Origin of the sequence: Achromobacter sp. (assembly GCF_036567245.1) — a bacterium.
Classification (GTDB): domain Bacteria; phylum Pseudomonadota; class Gammaproteobacteria; order Burkholderiales; family Burkholderiaceae_B; genus Achromobacter.
On sequence record NZ_DATCUY010000083.1, the window covers coordinates 1 to 18,103 of the forward strand.

The window sequence follows — 18,103 nt, forward strand, 5'->3', positions numbered from 1 at the left end:
CTTGGCGCACCAGCACGGCGGCGCAGGCCAGGGCCAGCGTGGCAGAACTGGCGGCTTGGGGGTCGGGCAGCAGCGTGGCGCGTTGGCGTTCGATCAGGCCGGTGTCCAGGTCCGCCGCGGCGAAGGCGCTGTCCTGCATCAGGCGGGACAGGAAGGCCACGTTGGTCTGCACGCCCACGGCTTGGGTCTGGGCCAGGGCCTGCAGCATGCGGGCGCGGGCCTGGTCGCGGTCGGCGCCGTGCACGATCAGCTTGGCGATCATGGGGTCGTAGAACGGCGTAATGGTGTCGCCCATGCGCACGCCGCCGTCGACCCGGATGTCGCCGTTGGCGAACGCGGTGTGCGCCGGCAGGCCCAGGTAGGCCAGGGTGCCGATGGACGGCAGGAAGCCCTTCTCGGGGTTCTCGGCGTAGATGCGGGCCTCGATGGCATGTCCCTGGATGCGCAGGTCTTCCTGGCGCGCCGGCAGCGGTTGGCCGGCGGCCACGCGCAACTGCCATTCGACCAGGTCGTGGCCGGTGATCATTTCGGTGACCGGGTGCTCGACCTGCAGGCGCGTGTTCATTTCCATGAAATAGAAACGGCCGTCGGGCTCGGCAATGAATTCCACCGTGCCCGCGCCGACGTAGCCCACGGCGCGCGCGGCGGCCACGGCGGCTTCGCCCATGGCGCGGCGGCGCTCTTCGGTCATGCCGGGCGCGGGGGCTTCCTCGATCACCTTCTGGTGGCGGCGCTGCACCGAGCAATCGCGCTCGAACAGATAGACGCAGTTGCCGTGCGTGTCGGCGAACACCTGGATCTCGATGTGGCGCGGTTTCTGCAGATAGCGTTCGATCAGCACGCGGTCGTCGCCGAAGCTGGAGGCGGCCTCGCGCTGGCAGGAGGCCAATGCATCGAGGAACGCGCCCGACGATTCGACCACGCGCATGCCCTTGCCGCCGCCGCCGGCGCTGGCCTTGATCAGCACGGGGTAGCCGATGGCGTCAGCCTGGGTCTTGAGGAACTGCGGGTCCTGGTTGTCGCCGTGATAGCCCGGCACCAGCGGCACGCCGGCTTTTTCCATCAGCGATTTGGCGGCGGACTTGCTGCCCATGGCGGCGATGGCGGAGGCCGGCGGTCCGACAAAAGCGATGCCGGCCTTTTCAGCGGCTTCGGCGAAGGCTTCGTTTTCCGAGAGGAAACCGTAACCAGGATGGATGGCGCCCGCGCCGGTGTCGCGCGCGGCCTGCAGGATGGCGTCGGCGCGCAGGTAGCTGGCGCGCGGCTCCGAGCCGCCGATGTACACGGCCTGGTCGCAGGCGGCGACGTGGCGGGCGTTGGCGTCCGCGTCGGAATACACCGCCACGGTGCGGATGCCCATGCGGCGGGCGGTAGCGGCCACGCGGCAGGCGATTTCACCGCGGTTGGCAATCAGCAAAGTGTCGAACATGGATGTCATCCAGGCTGAAATTATTCTTGGGCTGCAATGTAGGGCGGCTGTGCCGCCCTACATGCGGAACACGCCGAACTTGGTGTCCTCGATGGGCGCATTCAAGGCTGCCGACAGCGCCAACCCCAACACGCGCCGCGTGTCGGCCGGCGCGATGATGCCGTCGTCCCACAGGCGCGCGGTGGCGTAGTAGGGATGGCCTTCGCGTTCATACTGTTCGCGGATCGGCGTCTTGAAGGCGGTTTCCTCGTCGGCGGACCACTGGCCGCCGCGGGCCTCGATGCCGTCGCGCTTGACCGTGGCCAGCACGCTTGCGGCCTGTTCGCCGCCCATGACCGAGATGCGGGCGTTGGGCCACATGAACAGCATGCGGGGCGAATAGGCGCGACCGCACATGCCGTAGTTGCCGGCGCCGAACGAGCCGCCGATCAGCACCGTGAACTTGGGAACGTTGGCCGTGGCCACCGCCGTCACCATCTTGGCGCCGTGGCGGGCGATGCCTTCGTTTTCGTACTTGCGGCCGACCATGAAGCCGGTGATGTTCTGCAGGAACACCAGCGGGATCTTGCGCTGCGCGCACAGTTCGATGAAGTGCGCGCCCTTTTGCGCGGACTCCGAGAACAGGATGCCGTTGTTGGCCACGATGCCCACGGGCATGCCGTGGATGTGGGCGAAGCCGGTGACCAGCGTGGGGCCGAAGCGCGCCTTGAACTCGTCGAACTCGGAGCCGTCCACGATGCGCGCGATGACTTCGCGCACGTCATAGGGCTTGCGCGTGTCGGCGGGGATGATGCCGTTCAGTTCGCTGGGGTCGTAGCGCGGCTCGCGCACCGGGATGGTGGCCAGCGGCTGCGGCTTCTTGCGATTCAGGCGCGCGACCGCGTTGCGCGCCAATTGCAGCGCGTGCATGTCGTTGGCGGCCAGGTGGTCGACCACGCCGGACAGGCGCGTGTGCACGTCGCCGCCGCCCAGGTCTTCGGCGCTGACCTCTTCACCGGTGGCGGCCTTTACCAGTGGCGGGCCGCCCAGGAAGATGGTGCCCTGGTTCTTGACGATGATGGACTCGTCGCTCATGGCGGGCACGTAGGCGCCGCCGGCGGTGCAGGAACCCATCACCACGGCGATCTGCGAAATGCCTTGCGCGGACATCTGCGCCTGGTTGTAGAAGATGCGGCCGAAGTGTTCGCGGTCGGGGAAGACCTCGTCCTGCTGCGGCAGGTTGGCGCCGCCCGAATCCACCAGGTAGACGCAGGGCAGGTGGTTCTGCGCGGCGATCTCCTGCGCGCGCAGGTGCTTCTTGACCGTCATCGGGTAGTAGGTGCCGCCCTTGACCGTGGCGTCGTTGCAGACGATCACGCATTCGGTGCCGGCCACGCGGCCGATGCCGGTGATGACGCCGGCGCCGGGGGCTTCGCCGCCGTACATGCCGTGCGCCGCCATCGGCGACAGTTCCAGGAACGGCGTGCCCGGATCGATCAGGTGTTCAACGCGGTCGCGCGGCAGCAGCTTGCCGCGCGCCACGTGCTTGGCGCGCGCGGCTTCGCTGCCGCCCAGCGCGGTATGGGCCAACTGCTGGTCCAGATCGTCCAGCTGGGCCTGCATGGCCTGCGCATTGTCGGTGTAGTCCTGCGACCGCGGATTGATGCGGGATTCGATGATGGGCATGGGGTTCCACCCGTCCTGCTTGTTGGAAATTTGAAGGCGCTCGTGGAGCGGTTTGTCTCGCTGCCCGGTGGGCCGGGCATGCTTATTGGCTATCGGTATCGAAGAGGGATTTCGTTGCGCCTTTCCTGCACGGCGCGCGACCGACCCGTCGCGCTACGACGCCATGCAAAAAAGGCGCAGCGGAATCCATCGAAAGCCGGGAGGCCGAAGCCTCCCGGCGTTGCGTCAGATCATTTCAATCGCCATTGCCACGGCTTCGCCGCCGCCGATGCACAGCGTGGCCACGCCGCGCTTGCCGCCGGTCTTGCGCAGCGCGCCGACCAGGGTGGCCATCAGGCGGGCGCCGGACGCGCCGATCGGATGGCCCAGGGCGGTGGCGCCGCCGTGGATGTTGACCTTGTCATGCGGCAGCTTGAAGTCGGTCATGGCGGCCATGGTGACCACCGCGAAGGCTTCGTTGATTTCGTAGAGGTCCACGTCCTCGGCCTTCCAGCCGGTCTTGGCGAACAGGTTCTTCAGCGCGCCCACCGGGGCGGTGGTGAACCAGTTCGGCTCTTGCGAATGCTGGCTGTGGGCGACGATGCGGGCCAACGGCTTCACGCCCAGCTTTTCAGCGGTGGAGGCGCGCATCAGCACCATGGCCGCGGCGCCGTCGGAGATCGACGACGAGTTGGCGGCGGTGACGGTGCCGTCCTTCTTGAAGGCGGGCTTGAGGGTGGGGATCTTTTCCGGCATGGCCTTGGTGGGGGCCTCGTCGGTGTCGATCACGGTGTCGCCCTTGCGGCCGGCCACGGTCACGGGGGCGATTTCCCACTTGAAGCTGCCGTCTTCCGATGCGGCGCGGGCGCGGCGCAGCGATTCCAGCGAGAACGCGTCCTGCTGTTCGCGGGTGAAGGAATATTTGGAGGCGCAATCTTCGGCGAACACGCCCATGGCCTTGCCCTTGTCGTAGGCGTCTTCCAGGCCGTCCAGCGCCATGTGGTCATACACGGTGTTGTGGCCGTAGCGGTAGCCCTGGCGGCCCTTGAGCAGCAGGTAGGGGGCGTTGCTCATGCTTTCCTGGCCGCCAGCGACGACGATGTTGGCGCTGCCCGCGGCCAGCAGGTCATGGCCGAACATGGCGGCCTTCAGGCCCGAACCGCACACCTTGTGGATGGTGGTGCAAGCCACGCCCAGCGGCAGGCCGGCGCCCAACGCGGCCTGGCGCGCGGGGGCCTGGCCTTGGCCAGCCTGCAGCACGTTGCCCATGATGACTTCTTCGACTTGCTCGGGTTTGATGCCGGCGCGTTCGACGGCGGCCTTGATGGCGATCGAGCCCAGCTCGTGCGCGGCCAGGCCGGACAAGGCGCCCAGCATGCCGCCCATGGGCGTGCGGGCGACGGAAACGATGACGATGGGATCTGACATGGCTAGCTCCTGTGAGGGTCGGGACAGCTCTGGGGTTACGAGGCCGCGTGGTCGCCTGGAGGGCATTCCGGACGCAGGCGTCTGTCCGTATCGTAAGGGAAAAATTCTTCAATCCGGCCTTGCGCAACATGGTTGCGGCAGGCTTGCCACCAGTCCGGTTCCAGCAGGTCGGCATGGTGACGCATGAAGGCGCCGCGCACGCGCGGGTCGCCTAGCAGGAAGCGTCCGAATTCCTCGGGGAAGACGTCATTCGGACCAATGGCGTACCAGGGCTCGGAAGCCAGTTCCGCCTCTTCGTTGGGGGCGGGCGGGATGCGCCGGAAATTCATTTCGGTCATGCGCTGGATTTCGTCGTAATCGTAGAAAACGACGCGGCCCAGGCGCGTGACGCCGAAGTTCTTGTACAGCATGTCGCCGGGGAAAATATTGGCCGCGGCCAGCTGGCGGATGGCGTCCCCGTATTCGCGCACGGCCGGGTCCAGCAGCGCGTCCGAAGCCTGGCGCAGATAGATGTTCAGCGGGGTCATGCGCCGTTCGATGTAGACATGGCGGATGACCACCGTGTCGCCGGTTTCCTCTATCAGGCTGGGTACCAGCCGGCGCAGTTCTTCCAGCAGGGCCGGCGCGAAGCGCGCGCGCGGCAGCGCTACCTGCGAATATTCCCAGGTGTCGGCCATGCGGCCGACGCGGTCGTGCAGCTTCACCATCTGGTACTTGCGGCGCACGGTGGCATGGTCCATGCCGTCCTTGTCGATGCGGTCCTTGATGAGCTTGAACACGTAGGGATAGGACGGCAGCGTGAACACGCACATCACCATGCCCTTGATGCCGGGGGCGATGTCGAAGGCGTCGCGCGAATGGGCCAAGTGATGCAGGAAGTCGCGGTAGAACAGCGTCTTGCCCTGCTTCTGCAGGCCGATCATGGTGTAGAGCTCGGCCTTGGGCTTGCGCGGCAGCAGGCTGGACAGGAAGTTCACCACCGCGGCCGGCGTTTCCATGTCCACCAGGAAGTAGGCGCGCGTGAAGCTGAACAGCGTGCTCAGGTCGTCGGCGCCCAGCAGCAGCGCATCCAGTACGACCTGGCCCGCCGGGTTGCGCATCAGCGCCACCGCAAAGGGATACACCGTGCCCTGGTTGATCAGGCGGCCGACGATGTAGGCTCCCTTGTTGCGGAAGAACAGCGAGCCCAGCGCGTGGATCTGGCAGTCGCTGGCGATGCGGCGGCCGACGTGGCGCGGCAGTATCGTGCGCAGCTGTTTGACCGCGGCGCGCGCCAGCAGCCGCGTGTCGCGCGGCAGGTCTTCAAAGGGCAGCGCCAGGCCGAAGTCCGCCACCATGCGGATCAGGCTTTTCTCGAGCCCGTCCGTGGCCGGGTAGTACACCCGGTACGAGGGGAGGCTGCTGTCCAGGTAATCGGTGGCGATGGCCGGACGAACGAACAGGAAGGCGTTGTGGAAATAGTCGCGATGCAGGATGCGGCAGGAGACCGAATTGAAAAAGGTCTCGGCGCATTCGGGCTGGCGGTGCTCGCCCAGCAGCCCCACGAATTCCTGCTTGATCTGCTGCCAGAACGCGGTCTGCTCGTCGCTCAGGGTGGGCGCGGCGCTGCCGTTGGCCCCCACCGCGCCTTCCGGCCGGCCGCGCAGCACGCCTTCCAGCTGGGTGGCGCATTCGCGCACCCGCATGTCGTAGTACTCGATGCGTTCGCGCGACAGGCGCTGGATTCCGTGCCAGTCGCCGGATTCGAACAGCGCCTTGGCGCGCTGGGCGCTGTAGCGGAACAGTGCGTAGTGGCGGTCGAAGCCCGCCAGGATCAGCCGCGCGACGTCCAGAGGCGAGGGGCCCGGCGCGGGCGCCTGCTCGATGTGCTGGACGTCGGACATGCGGATCATGGAGGCGCGCTCAGGCGGTTTCGTTGAACAGTTCGCGGCCGATCAGCATGCGGCGGATTTCGCTGGTGCCGGCGCCGATCTCGTACAGCTTGGCGTCGCGCCACAGGCGCCCCACCGGGTACTCGTTGATGTAGCCGTTGCCGCCCAGGATCTGCACGCCCTCGCCCGCCATCCAGGTGGCTTTTTCGGCCGTGTACAGGATCAGTGCGGCGCAATCCTTGCGCACCTGGCGCACGTGTTCGGCGCCCAGGCGGTCCAGGTTCTTGCCGACCTGGTAGCAGAAGGCCCGGCTGGCCTGCAGGGTGGTGTACAGGTCCGCGACCTTGCCCTGGATCAGCTGGAATTCGCCGATGGCCTGGCCGAACTGCTTGCGGTCATGGATATAGGGGACGACCACGTCCATCACGGCCTGCATGATGCCCACCGGGCCGCCGGACAGCACCGCACGTTCGTAGTCCAGGCCGCTCATCAGCACCTTGACGCCGCCGTTGACCTGGCCCAGCACGTTTTCTTCGGGGATTTCGCAGTCCTGGAACACCAGTTCGCCGGTGTGGCTGCCGCGCATGCCCAGCTTGTCCAGCTTCTGCGCGACGGAAAAGCCCTTGAAGCCCTTTTCGACCAGGAAGGCGGTGATGCCGCGCTGATGGGCTTCGGGGTCGGTCTTGGCGTAGACCACCAGGGTGTCGGCGTCGGGGCCGTTGGTGATCCACATCTTGGTGCCGTTCAGCACATAGCGGTCGCCGTTCTTGTCGGCGCGCAGCTTCATGCTGACCACGTCGGAACCGGCGCCCGGCTCGCTCATGGCCAGGGCGCCCACGTGTTCGCCGGAAATCAGCTTGGGCAGGTACTTGGCCTTCTGGGCCGCCGTGCCGTTGCGGTTGATCTGGTTCACGCACAGGTTGGAGTGCGCGCCATAGGACAGGCCGACCGACGCGCTGGCGCGGGAGATTTCCTCCATCACGATCATGTGGGCCAGATAGCCCATTTTTGCGCCGCCGTATTCCTCATCGGCCGTCATGCCCAGCACGCCGAGCTCGCCGAATTTGCGCCAGAGGTCCATGGGGAACTGGTCGCTGCGGTCCACTTCTGCGGCGCGCGGCGCGATCTCGGCCTGCGCGAAATTGCGCACCGCGTCGCGCAGCATGTCCAGATCTTCGCCCAGGTCGAAGTTCAGGCCGGGAAGGTTCATCGCTGTCTCCGTGATAGTAGGTACTTACTATTTTGTAGGCGCCTGTCTCCGGCGCCTGATTGCCGCGCGTGGCTCATGATGCGCCGATCGGCCATCGCTGCGCAATGATGCACTGCAAATATTACGTTTACGTAAACGTAAAGTGGAGTCGGGTTATCCCTAGGTAATTGCGTGTTACCGGGGGAGCGGCGCTGGGTAAGATTCCAGCCGATCCTTGAATCCTGAATCATTGCGACGGAGTTTGCCGTGCTCGAACTATCCAATCTGGACGAAATTGTGGCGCTGCGGCGCGACATCCACATGCACCCGGAGCTTTGCTACGAAGAGCACCGCACGGCCAAGGTGGTGGCGGACACGCTGCGCGGCTGGGGCATCGAGACCCACACCGGCATCGCCAAGACCGGGGTGGTCGGCGTGATCAAGCGCGGCGCGTCGGATCGCGCCATCATGCTGCGCGCCGACATGGATGCGCTGCCCATGCAGGAAGAAAACCAGTTCGAGCACCGCTCGCGCCACGACGGCAAGATGCACGGCTGCGGCCATGACGGCCATACCGCCATGCTGCTGGCCGCCGCGCGCCACCTGCAGACCGAGGGCGGCTTCGATGGCACGGTGTACCTGTGCTTCCAGCCAGCCGAGGAAGGCGGCGCGGGCGGCCGGGCGATGATCCAGGACGGCTTGTTCGAACGCTTCCCCTGCGAAGCCGTGTTCGGCATGCACAACTGGCCGGGGCTGCCGGCCGGGTCCATCGGCGTCTGTGCCGGCCCGATGATGGCGGCCGCCAACGGCTTCAAGATCACCGTGCGCGGCAAGGGCGGCCACGCCGCCGCGCCGCAGGACTGCAGCGATCCGGTGCCGGCGCTGTTCGCCATCGGCCAGTCGCTGCAGACCATTCTCACGCGCAGCAAGCGTCCGCTGGACGCTGCCGTGCTGTCGATCACCCAGGTGCAGGCCGGCGGCAGCGTGATCAACGTGATTCCCAACAGCGCCTGGCTGGGCGGCTCGGTGCGGGCCTACAGCACCGACGTGGTCGATCTGATCGAACGCCGCATGAACGAGATCGCTGGCAACATCGCGGCCGCGCACGGCTGCGAGGCCGACGTGTTCTTCGAGCGCCGCTACCCGGCGCTGGTGAATACCGTGGCCGAGACCGAGTTCTGCATGGAAGTCATGCGTGAGGTCGTGGGCGAGGACAAGGCCATGGTGATCGAGCCTGCCATGGCCTCGGAAGACTTTGCCTTCCTGCTGCAGGAAAAGCCCGGCTGCTACGTGTTCCTGGGCAACGGCGACGGCGAACACCGCATGGCGGGCCACGGCCTGGGTCCCTGCATGCTGCACAACGCCAGCTATGACTTCAATGATGCCCTGATTCCGGCTGGCGCGTCGTACTGGGTACGCCTGTCGCAACGCTATCTGGCCTGATGCGCTTCACGCTTTTCGCTTTATCTGACGCAGTGCCACGCAACATTACTAGGACGATATGAAAAAGAAGACATTGCTGATCAAGGCCGCGGGGGCGGCCATGGCAATCATGGCCAGCGGCGCAATGGCGCAGAGCTGGCCGGCCAAGCCCGTCACGCTGGTGGTGCCCTACACCGCAGGCGGCAGCGCCGACGCGATCGGACGCCGCCTGGGCGACGTGCTGCGCAAGGAAAGCAACGTAACCGTCATCGTCGAGAACAAGCCGGGCGCGGGCGCCTCCGTGGGCACCGACTTCGTGGCGCGGGCGCAGCCGGACGGCACCACCCTGCTGCTGGCCTCCACCAGCCCGCTGACGATCTTCCCGCATCTGGCCAAGACCAACTACGACCCGATGAAGGACCTGACGCCGGTGGCCAGCGTGGCGGTGGCGCCTGTCGCCATCGTCGCCACCAAGGCGCTGCCGGTGAAGGACTTCGCCGGCCTGATCGACTACGCCAAGTCGCATCCGGACGGCGTGCGCTACGGCACGCCGGGCCAGGGCACCGTGGCCCACATCGGCATGTCGGCCGTCACGGCGCAAACCGGCACCCAGATGCTGCATGTGCCTTACCGCGGCAACAGCCAGGCGCTGACCGACGGCCTGGGCGGCGTGGTCGAGCTGCTGGTGGTCAATAGCGACGTGGTGCTGCCGCACGTCGCCAACGGCGCGCTCAAGCCGCTGGCCGTGATGGCCCCCGAGCGCCTGGCCGCCTGGCCGGACGTACCCACCATGGCGGAACTGAAGATGCCGCAGGCGCAGTACTACTCGAACTTCGGCGTGTTCGCGCCCGCCAATCTGCCGGCCGCGGTTGCGCAGCCGCTGCAGGCCGCGTTGGCCAAGGCCGTCGCCAGCGCCGAGTTCCAGGAACTGCTGGCCAAGTCCTACCTGCAGTCTGGCACGGCCGTGGGCGAAGCTTTCGCCAAGCAGGTGCAGGCGGAATTCGTCAACAACGCGCGGGTCATCAAGGAAGGCAACATCAAGGCCGAGTAAATCCAGGTCGATGTAAAAAGCGCGCGGCCCTTTGGGCACGCGCGCTTTTTTTTGAGCGCTGGCGGCGAATGTCGTCTACGTGCTGCGCGGCCCGAACATGATTACCAGCATGCCGGCCAGGCACAGGCCCACGCCCAGCCAGTCGCTGATGCTGGGACGCACGCCGTCCACGGCCCACAGCCACAACAGCGCCATGCCGATGTACACGCCGCCATACGCCGCATAGACGCGGCCCGAGGCCGTCGGGTGCAGCGTGAGCAGCCAGGCGAACAGCGCCAGGCTGGCGGCAGCGGGCACCAGCAGCCAGATGGAATGGCCTTTGCGCAGCCACAGATAAGGCAGATAGCAGCCGACGATTTCGGCCAGCGCCGTCAGGATGAACAGCGCGAGGGTTTGCAAAGCGCCCATGCTCGCGTTCCTAGGGCTTCTGCGCGAGCAGATCGCGGCATTGCTGTTCCTGCTGTGAAATTTCGTGCAGGGTATCCTCGATGTCGCGGCGCTGCTGTTCCAGCGTGCTACGGTGCTGTTGGAGCACGCTGAGGTACTGGCGCAACTGGACCTCGGTATCGCCCGGCCCGTCATACATGTCGATCAGGGTCAGGATCTCGGACAATTGCAAGCCCAGGCGCTTGCCGCGCAGGGCCAGTTTCAGGCGCGTGCGGTCGCGCGGCCCGAAGATGCGGTTGCGTCCTTCGCGCGCCGGGCTGACGATCCCCTGGTCTTCGTAGAAGCGGATCGTGCGGGGCGTGACGTCGAACTCGCGCGAGAGTTCAGAGATGGTCCAGGTTGACGGGGACATGCGGCGTGTGGCAGTTTACGTAAACGTAAATTATGATGACTTGACCCAATCGTCAAGCGTGGAGGAGAGGCAATGAACCCGAACGAACAGAAACTGCAGTATCCCTGGGCCGATTTTCAGCCCGAAGCCGGCCGTTCGCACGTGGTGGCGGAAGGGGTCAAATGGATCAGGATGCCGCTGCCGTTCGCGCTGGATCATATCAACCTCTGGCTGCTGCGCGACAACATCGACGGCCGCGACGGCTGGACCATCGTCGACTGCGGCATCGCGCGCGACGAGGTCAAGACGCTGTGGGAAGACGTCTTCGAGAATGAGCTGGAAGGCCTGCCTGTGCTGCGCGTGCTCGTCACTCACATGCACCCCGACCACATCGGCCTGGCGCATTGGCTGTGCGAACGCTGGAATGCGCCCCTGTGGATGACGATGACGGACTTCGTGGTCGCCTCGCTGTGGTCCTCGCGCCGCGGCGACGCGGGCGGCGGTCCCGGCGGCCAATCGGCGGTGGACCACTTCGCCCGCCACGGCCTGACCGACCTGGACGCGCAAGAGCAGATCCGCCAGCGCGCCAACTACTACCCCAACCTGGTACCGGCCGTGCCTGCGCGCTACACGCGCATCCTGCATGGCGACGCGGTGCGCATCGGCGGGCGCGACTGGCGCGTGATCGTGGGCTACGGGCACGCGCCCGAGCACGCCTCGCTGTTTTCACCGGACCTCGGCGTGCTGATCTCCGGCGACATGGTGCTGCCGCGCATTTCCACCAACGTCAGCGTGTTCGACTACGAGCCGGACGCCAATCCCCTGCCCCTGTACCTGCGTTCGCTGGACGGTTACGCCGACTTGCCCAGGGACACCTTGGTGCTGCCCTCGCACGGCCGCCCCTTCAAGGGCCTGCACGAGCGCATCGCGCAACAGCATGAACACCATCGCGACCGCCTGGCCGAGGTGTTGGAGGCTTGTGCCATCCAGCCGCAATCGACCACGGACATCGTGCCGGTGCTGTTCAAGCGCAAGCTGGACCTGCACCAGCTGACCTTCGCCATGGGCGAGGCGCTGGCGCACCTGCACGCGCTGTACTTCGAAGGCAAGCTCAAGCGCGCGCTGGGCGCGGACGGCATCGTGCGGTTCTCGGCCGTCTGAGCGTGGCAGGCAGCAAGGCGGCGCGCATGGGCCGCCGCGCCGCCTAACGCGTGGCCGTAGCCAACCGCACGGCCAGTCCGACGAACACCAGCGCGGCGATCCGGTTCAGCCAGCGTTTGGCCGTCACCGAGCGCTGCAGCAGTTCACCGAACGCGCCCGAGAAGAACGCAATGGCGCCGAACACCAGCAGCGTGACGACCATGAAGACCGCGCCCAGCTGCATGGTCTGCAAACCGACCGGGCCCAGCGCCGGCGAGGTGAATTGCGGCAGGAAGGCGAAGAAGAACAGCAGCACCTTGGGGTTGGTCAGGTTCATCACGATGCCGCGGCGGTACAGTGCGCCGGGCCGCATGGGTTCGGGACGCTTGCCGGCTTCGGACTCGACCGGCGCGCGCAGGATCTGCCACGCCAGATAGGCCAGGTAGGCGGCGCCCGCCAGCTTGAGCACGGTGAAGGCCATGGGCGAGGCCGCGAACACGGCGGCCAGTCCCACGGCCACGGCGGCCGTATGCCCCAGCAGCCCCGTGCACAGCCCCAGCACCACGAACATGCCGGCCTTGCGGCCCCAGATGGCGGATTGCATCAGCACGAACAGATTGTCCGGTCCCGGGGTCAGGGCCAGCAGGACGGCAATGCCGAAGAATGCGATCAGGGTGTCGATGGGCAGCATGAGGGTTCGCCTGGAACGGGTCGGCCGGCTCCGGGAGGCCGGAAGTGGCATCATAAAGGCAAAGACGTGCCCATCATGCATGCCCCATGCGTCCCTCGCGGGACCTGCCGGGCCGACCAGGAGAGACAACAGCCATGCCCCCCACCGCCATGCCGCAATCCCGGGAACCCTTGAAGGACGCCGATGCGCGCCCCGACGCCGCGCTTGAGGAGTGGCTGCATGCGCGCCACAGCTGCCGCGCATTCCTGCCCGAACCGGTGGCGCGCGGCACCATCGAACGCATCCTGGACCTGGCGCAGCGCGCCGCGTCCTGGTGCAACTGCCAGCCCTGGCAGGTGACGATCACCGAAGGCGCGGGTACGGAACGCCTGCGCGACGCGCTGCAACGCCGCGCGGAACAGTCTGGCTTCACCCCGGATTTCCCGTTCCCGCGCGAGTACCAGGGCGAGTACCTGGCCCGGCGGCGCGAATCGGGCTTCCAGCTCTATGGCGCGGTCGGCGTGGCGCGCGGCGACCGCGAGGCCTACCGCCGCCAGGAAATGCGTAATTTCCAACTGTTCGACGCGCCGCACGTCGCCATCGTCACCACCGACGAGGCGCTGGGCGAATACGGCGCGATGGATTGCGGCGGCTATGTGGCCAATTTCCTGCTGGCGGCCCAGGCCAACGGCGTGGCCACGGTCGCCCAGGCATCCCTGGCCATGTACCCGGAAGTGCTGCGCGAGGAACTCGGCATCGCCGCGGACCGCCGCGTGGTCTGCGGCATTTCCTTCGGTTATGCCGACGCCGCGCACCCCGCCAACAGCTACCGCACCAACCGCGCCCCGCAGGCCGAGACCGTCACCTGGGTAGGCGGCTAGGGACGACAGGCCGCGCCGCGCCTGATATGGTTCATCCTGACCACCTTTGTTCCGCCCCTGTCCATACGCAAGCAGTCCACTGAAGATGCCCACCAAACACATCGATACGCTTCTGCAGCACGCAGGCACCGCCCCGTTCAACCCCGAAACCGGCACGGCGCCGGTGCCCCTGCCGCCCATGCGCGCCAGCACGGTGCGCTTCGAGAATCTCGCCGCGCTTGAAAAGGCTCAACGCAGCAAGGCGGCCGGAGGACGTGCGTCGACCTACGGGCGCATGGGCATGGACACGCATGCGGCGCTGGAAGAGGTTTTCACCCAACTCGAAGGCGGCACGCATTGCTACCTGGCGTCCTCGGGCCTTTCAGCCATGACCATGGTCATGATGGCCCTGTGCTCGGCCGGCGACCACGCGCTGATCTCGGACTGCGTCTACGGCCCGATGCGCGAGCTGGACGACGCGGTGCTCAAGCGCATGAACATCGAGATCACGTACTTCGCCGCCGGCGAGGACCTGGAAGAACTGGTGCGTCCGAACACCAAGCTGCTGTACGTGGAGTCGCCCGGATCCCTGCTGTTCGAAATGCTGGACATGGGCGCCATGGCCGCCTTCGCGCAGAGCCATGGCCTGGTGCTGGCGACCGACAATACCTGGGGCTCGGGCTACATCTACCGCCCGCTGACGCTGGGCGCGCAGGTGTCCGTCATCGCCGGCACCAAGTACGTGGGCGGGCACTCCGACCTGATGCTGGGCGCCGTCGTCACCAATGACGAAGAGATCGCCCGCAAGCTCAACCGCACGCAATACGCCATGGGCTATTCCATCAGCGCGGACGACGCCTGGCTGGCCCTGCGCGGCGTGCGCACCATGCCCATCCGCATGGCTCAGCATGCGCGTCATGCCTTGCAGGTGTGCGAATTCTTCAAGAGCCGTCCCGAGACGGTGCGCCTGTTCCACCCGGCCTGGCCGCAGGATCCCGGCCACGCGCTGTGGCAGCGTGATTGCACGGGTTCCAATGGCATGCTGTCCGTGGAGCTGCGGCTGTCGCCGGCGGCGGCGCGAGTGTTCATCGATTCGCTGACGCTGTTCGGCATCGGCTTTTCCTGGGGCGGCTACGAAAGCCTGGTGCAGCTGGTGTCGGGCAAGGACCTGTCCAAGCACCGCTATTGGGGCGAAGGCGACAACGCCCTGGTGCGCCTGCACATCGGCCTGGAGTCGCCGGACGACATCATCGCCGACCTGACCCAGGCGCTGGAGAAAGCCGCGGCCGTCCAGGGCTGAGCTGCGCGAGGCGCGGCGGCCTCAGGCGGCCGCGCCGCGTATCCACGCGCCGATGCGCGCGGCGATGTCGTCGCTGTTGTCGTCCATCATGGGCATGTGCGAATTGCCGCCGATGCCCATGTCGGCCAGGCGCCAGGTCTGCACGCGGGCGCCCTGGCGCGCCAGTTCGTCGGCGTAGGCCTGTCCGGTGATGCACAGCTTTTCCCACAGCGGCGTGGCGTCCAGGTAGTCGCCATAGACGAACAGGAAAGGCTTGTCCGCCACGGCCTGGGCCGCGACCTCGGGCGAGAAGCCCGAGGGCTCGATGCCGATGACGCCGCGCACCAGGTCCGGCCGCGCATGCAGCGCGCGGTAGGCGACCTCGCCGCCGTGGCTGTGCGCCATTACCAGACAAGGCCCCACGCGCTCCAGTACCGCGCAGAATCCGCGCAGCGCCGCATCGTTGTTGCCCAGCCAGCGCGGCACCGCGTGGCGGATGAAGGTATCGAAGGCTGCGACCGGAAAGCGTTGTCCCGCAAAGGCACGGCGCGCAGCATAGTCCTCGGCGCGGCCGAAGCGGAACAGCGCCCAGCTTTCCTCGGCATTGCGGATGATGGGCGGTTCCGGCCAGACTTCCTTGAAGGGCGCCCAGCCCGCGCGGCCGCGCTCGACGTTGTCCACGACATAGACCGCGTGGCCCTGGCGCAGGAAATGCTGCATCCAGCCCGGCCTTCCATCCGGCGTCTGCTCCCACATTGCGCCCGTCATGCCGCCACCATGCAGCAGCACGATGGGCAGCGGATGCGCCAGCCGCGCCGGGATGAAGTACTGCACGTAGGCCTGCTCGAAGTGATACAGGCCATTGGGGTCATAGGCCAGCGATGCGCTCTGCGTGAACGCGATGTCGCGCTGCGGCAGGCCGTCGATGCGCACCTGCCGGCCGCCCGCGTAAAAGCTGCCGAAGTCGGACAGCGTCACCGCTTGCGTCATGGCTTGACCAGCGGGCATTGGCTTTCAGACAGGGGCCAGGCCAGCGTGGCGCCGGGGATGTTGCGCACGATGTTGTAGTAATCCCAGGGCGCCTTGGACTGCGCTGGCGTCTTGACCTGCGCCAGCATCATGTCGCGTACCACCAGGCCGTCTTCGCGAATGCGCGCGTTCAGGCTGAAGGGGTCGTCGATGGGCAGCGACTTCATCTTCGCCATGACGGCGTCGGCGTCTACCGTGCCGGCGGCCTTCACAGCCTGCAGATAGTGGCGGACCGAACCGTAGACGCCGGCCTGCAGGAAGGTGGGCGGACGCCCCACGCGGGCCTCGAACTTCTTGGCGAAGGCGCGCGTGCCGTCGTTCATGTCCCAGTAGGACGGCACGGTCAGATAGGTTTTCTGCGCCGCTTGCAGGCCCAGGCTGTGTACGTCGGTGATCAGCAGCAGCATGGCCGCCAGTTGCTGGGCGCCGCCGATGCCGAATTCCGCCGCCTGCTTGATAGCCGAGATGGTGTCGCCGCCCGCGTTGGCGATGGCGATGATCTGGGCCTTGGAGGCCTGCGCCTGCAACAGGAAGGATGCGAAATCCGAAGCGTTCAGGGGGTGGTAGACAGTCCCGACCACTTCACCGCCGTTGGCCTTGACTACGGTTTCGGTGTCCGCCGCCAGCTGCTTGCCGAAGGCATAGTCGGAGGCCAGGATGAACCAGCGCTTGTTGCCTTCGTTGACCACCGCGGTCGCCGTGCCGCGCGATAGCGCGTAGGTGGTGTAGGTCCATTGCACGCCGTAGGGCGAGCACTGCGCCTGGGTCAGCGCGGTGGTGCCGGGGCTGGAGAACAGCACCAGCTTCTTCTTGTCGCGCGCGATGCCCTGCACCGCCAGTGCCACCGAGGAATTGGGCACGTCCACGATCACGTCCACGCCATCGGTGTCGTACCACTTGCGCGCCATGCTGCTGCCGATGTCGGGCCGGTGCTGGTGGTCGCCCGATACCAGCGAAATGGGCTTGCCCAGCAGGGTGCCGCCCATTTCCTCGATGGCGAGGCGAGCGGCTTCGACCGAGCCCTTGCCGGTGGCGTCGGCGGTGACGCCCGCCATGTCCGTGAGTACGCCGATCTTGACGCCGTCGGCCTCATTGGCCTGGGCCAGGCTGGCGGCCAGCGCCAGGCACAGGCCCAGCATCGCGCGGCTGCGCGGGAGTCGCTGCTTCATTTGTCTTCCACCCATTGTGTGCCGCTGTCGCGGCGAATTGTTGTGGAGAAAGTGTAGCGCGGGCGGTCGCCGGGACTGCAAAGAAAAACGCCCCGGCCTTGCGGCTCGGGGCGCTTTGAATTCCGTTTGCGGCGTATCAGTTGCGCGCCAGCGGGATCAGGCGCGTCACTTCCTTCAGCGCGCCTTCGTAGCTGTTGCCCGCCATGACCGGCGAGGTCATGAACTTGCCGCCGACGGCGAACGACGGGGTGCCGTCGATGCGGTAGGCCTCGGCCAGCTGGTTGGCGCGCTGCACTTGCGTCTGGACGCTGAACGAATCGAAGACCGAGTCGAACTTTTCGCGGTCCACGCCCTGGGTCGCGGCCCATTCGCCCATTGCCTTCTTGTCGAACAGGCGCTTGTGCTCGCCGTGGATGGCGGCGAAAACCTTGGGGTGCAGGTCCGGGCGGTCCAGGGCCAGCAGCGTGTAGTAGAGCTGCTGCAGCGGCTTCATGCCGGCGTTGAAGGCAATCGGAACCTGCTTGAGCACCACATCGGGCGGCGCGGTCTTGGCCCAGTCTTCAACCATGGGTTCCATGGCGGCGCAGTGCGGGCAGGTGTAGGCGAAGAATTCCAGGACCTCGATCTTGCCCGGGGTGTCCGACGGCAGCGGCGGATTGATGGCGATGGACTGCTGCGCGCCTTGCGCGTGGCTTGCCGGGCTGAAGAATGCCGTGGCGGTCAGCGCGGCCGCGGCCAGGATGCGGATTATCTTGGGGGACAGCATGGATGAGAGGTTCCTGAGTAAAAAGTTACAGACAGGCCCGGGGCCGGATAAGTTCAATGCATGCGGGAGCGGCAGCGCGCATTACTGGCGCACCACGGCGGTTTCGATCTTGTTCTCGCCCAGGCGGCCGCGGGCCCGGTTCATGTCGTCCAGGCGGGCGAAGGGCCCCACCCTGACCCGGTTGATGGGCTTGCCGTTCACTTCGGCCTTGTGCACCGCTACCGGCAGGCCCAGCAGGATGATGCGGGCCTTGAGGGATTCCGCGTCGTTTTCGCCGCGGAATGCGCCGGCCTGGAGGTAATACGTGCCGTTGGCGGCGGACGCGGTGGCAGCCGGCTTGGGAGCCGGCGCAGGCGCGGCCTTGGAGATGGGCGTAGG

The 18,103-nt window shown here is 66.7% G+C and carries 17 protein-coding genes; 5 read left to right on the plus strand and 12 right to left on the minus strand.

The genetic code is table 11. The annotated features are described in order from the left end of the window. The 5 genes from VIR09_RS03340 to VIR09_RS03360 all read right to left on the minus strand — a co-directional run. Positions 1–1,429: acetyl-CoA carboxylase biotin carboxylase subunit (locus tag VIR09_RS03340; RefSeq protein ID WP_332011584.1), on the minus strand; the 1,429-nt coding region annotated here is incomplete at its 3' end. Positions 1,430–1,486: 57 nt separating this feature from the next. Next, complete coding sequence (locus VIR09_RS03345; RefSeq protein WP_332011585.1) at positions 1,487–3,094, minus strand: carboxyl transferase domain-containing protein; 1,608 nt, start codon at positions 3,092–3,094, stop codon at positions 1,487–1,489. Between the two features lie 225 nt (positions 3,095–3,319). Further along, positions 3,320–4,501: an acetyl-CoA C-acetyltransferase gene (locus VIR09_RS03350; RefSeq protein WP_013390877.1), complete on the minus strand. Its 1,182-nt coding sequence runs from the start codon at positions 4,499–4,501 to the stop codon at positions 3,320–3,322. A 35-nt stretch (positions 4,502–4,536) separates the two neighbouring features. Then, positions 4,537–6,393: a bifunctional isocitrate dehydrogenase kinase/phosphatase gene (gene aceK, locus VIR09_RS03355; protein ID WP_332011586.1), complete on the minus strand. Its 1,857-nt coding sequence runs from the start codon at positions 6,391–6,393 to the stop codon at positions 4,537–4,539. A gap of 10 nt (positions 6,394–6,403) precedes the next feature. Beyond that, on the minus strand, positions 6,404–7,582 hold the full coding sequence (locus VIR09_RS03360; RefSeq protein ID WP_332011587.1) for an isovaleryl-CoA dehydrogenase: 1,179 nt from the start codon (positions 7,580–7,582) through the stop codon (positions 6,404–6,406). A 246-nt stretch (positions 7,583–7,828) separates the two neighbouring features. Here VIR09_RS03360 and VIR09_RS03365 point away from each other — a divergent pair, with 246 nt between their 5' ends. Both VIR09_RS03365 and VIR09_RS03370 read left to right on the plus strand, forming a co-directional pair. Next, positions 7,829–9,004, plus strand: a complete 1,176-nt coding sequence (locus VIR09_RS03365; RefSeq protein ID WP_332011588.1) for a M20 aminoacylase family protein — start codon at positions 7,829–7,831, stop codon at positions 9,002–9,004. A 58-nt stretch (positions 9,005–9,062) separates the two neighbouring features. Beyond that, complete coding sequence (locus VIR09_RS03370) at positions 9,063–10,034, plus strand: tripartite tricarboxylate transporter substrate binding protein (protein WP_332011589.1); 972 nt, start codon at positions 9,063–9,065, stop codon at positions 10,032–10,034. Positions 10,035–10,109: 75 nt separating this feature from the next. Here the strand turns inward: VIR09_RS03370 and VIR09_RS03375 are convergent, their stop codons facing one another. Together VIR09_RS03375 and VIR09_RS03380 are read right to left on the minus strand one after the other, a co-directional pair. Further along, complete coding sequence (locus tag VIR09_RS03375; RefSeq protein ID WP_332011590.1) at positions 10,110–10,442, minus strand: YnfA family protein; 333 nt, start codon at positions 10,440–10,442, stop codon at positions 10,110–10,112. A gap of 10 nt (positions 10,443–10,452) precedes the next feature. Further along, on the minus strand, positions 10,453–10,833 hold the full coding sequence (locus VIR09_RS03380; protein ID WP_332011591.1) for a MerR family DNA-binding transcriptional regulator: 381 nt from the start codon (positions 10,831–10,833) through the stop codon (positions 10,453–10,455). Between the two features lie 72 nt (positions 10,834–10,905). On the opposite strand from VIR09_RS03380, the gene VIR09_RS03385 reads away from it, so the two are divergent. Next, entirely contained in the window at positions 10,906–11,973 is a 1,068-nt protein-coding gene (locus VIR09_RS03385; protein WP_332011592.1) for an MBL fold metallo-hydrolase, read from the plus strand. A gap of 43 nt (positions 11,974–12,016) precedes the next feature. On the opposite strand, the gene VIR09_RS03390 is transcribed toward VIR09_RS03385, so the two are convergent. Continuing rightward, positions 12,017–12,643: a LysE family translocator gene (locus tag VIR09_RS03390; RefSeq protein WP_332011593.1), complete on the minus strand. Its 627-nt coding sequence runs from the start codon at positions 12,641–12,643 to the stop codon at positions 12,017–12,019. Between the two features lie 134 nt (positions 12,644–12,777). On the opposite strand from VIR09_RS03390, the gene VIR09_RS03395 reads away from it, so the two are divergent. Beyond that, a complete protein-coding gene (locus VIR09_RS03395) occupies positions 12,778–13,503 on the plus strand; it encodes a nitroreductase (protein WP_332011594.1) in 726 nt (241 codons plus the stop codon). Between the two features lie 85 nt (positions 13,504–13,588). Continuing rightward, positions 13,589–14,782, plus strand: a complete 1,194-nt coding sequence (metC, locus tag VIR09_RS03400) for a cystathionine beta-lyase (protein ID WP_414639376.1) — start codon at positions 13,589–13,591, stop codon at positions 14,780–14,782. Positions 14,783–14,803: 21 nt separating this feature from the next. Here metC and VIR09_RS03405 read toward each other — a convergent pair whose 3' ends face one another. The 4 genes from VIR09_RS03405 to VIR09_RS03420 form a co-directional block, all read right to left on the minus strand. Continuing rightward, complete coding sequence (locus VIR09_RS03405; protein ID WP_332011595.1) at positions 14,804–15,769, minus strand: hypothetical protein; 966 nt, start codon at positions 15,767–15,769, stop codon at positions 14,804–14,806. Continuing rightward, on the minus strand, positions 15,748–16,959 hold the full coding sequence (locus VIR09_RS03410; protein ID WP_332011596.1) for an ABC transporter substrate-binding protein: 1,212 nt from the start codon (positions 16,957–16,959) through the stop codon (positions 15,748–15,750). The genes VIR09_RS03405 and VIR09_RS03410 overlap by 22 nt, the downstream gene beginning before the upstream one ends. 136 nt (positions 16,960–17,095) lie before the next feature. Further along, positions 17,096–17,725, minus strand: coding sequence for a thiol:disulfide interchange protein DsbA/DsbL (locus VIR09_RS03415; RefSeq protein WP_332011597.1), 630 nt, complete (start codon positions 17,723–17,725; stop codon positions 17,096–17,098). A gap of 81 nt (positions 17,726–17,806) precedes the next feature. Continuing rightward, the coding region (locus tag VIR09_RS03420) for an SPOR domain-containing protein (protein WP_332011598.1) at positions 17,807–18,103 on the minus strand (297 nt) is incomplete at its 5' end.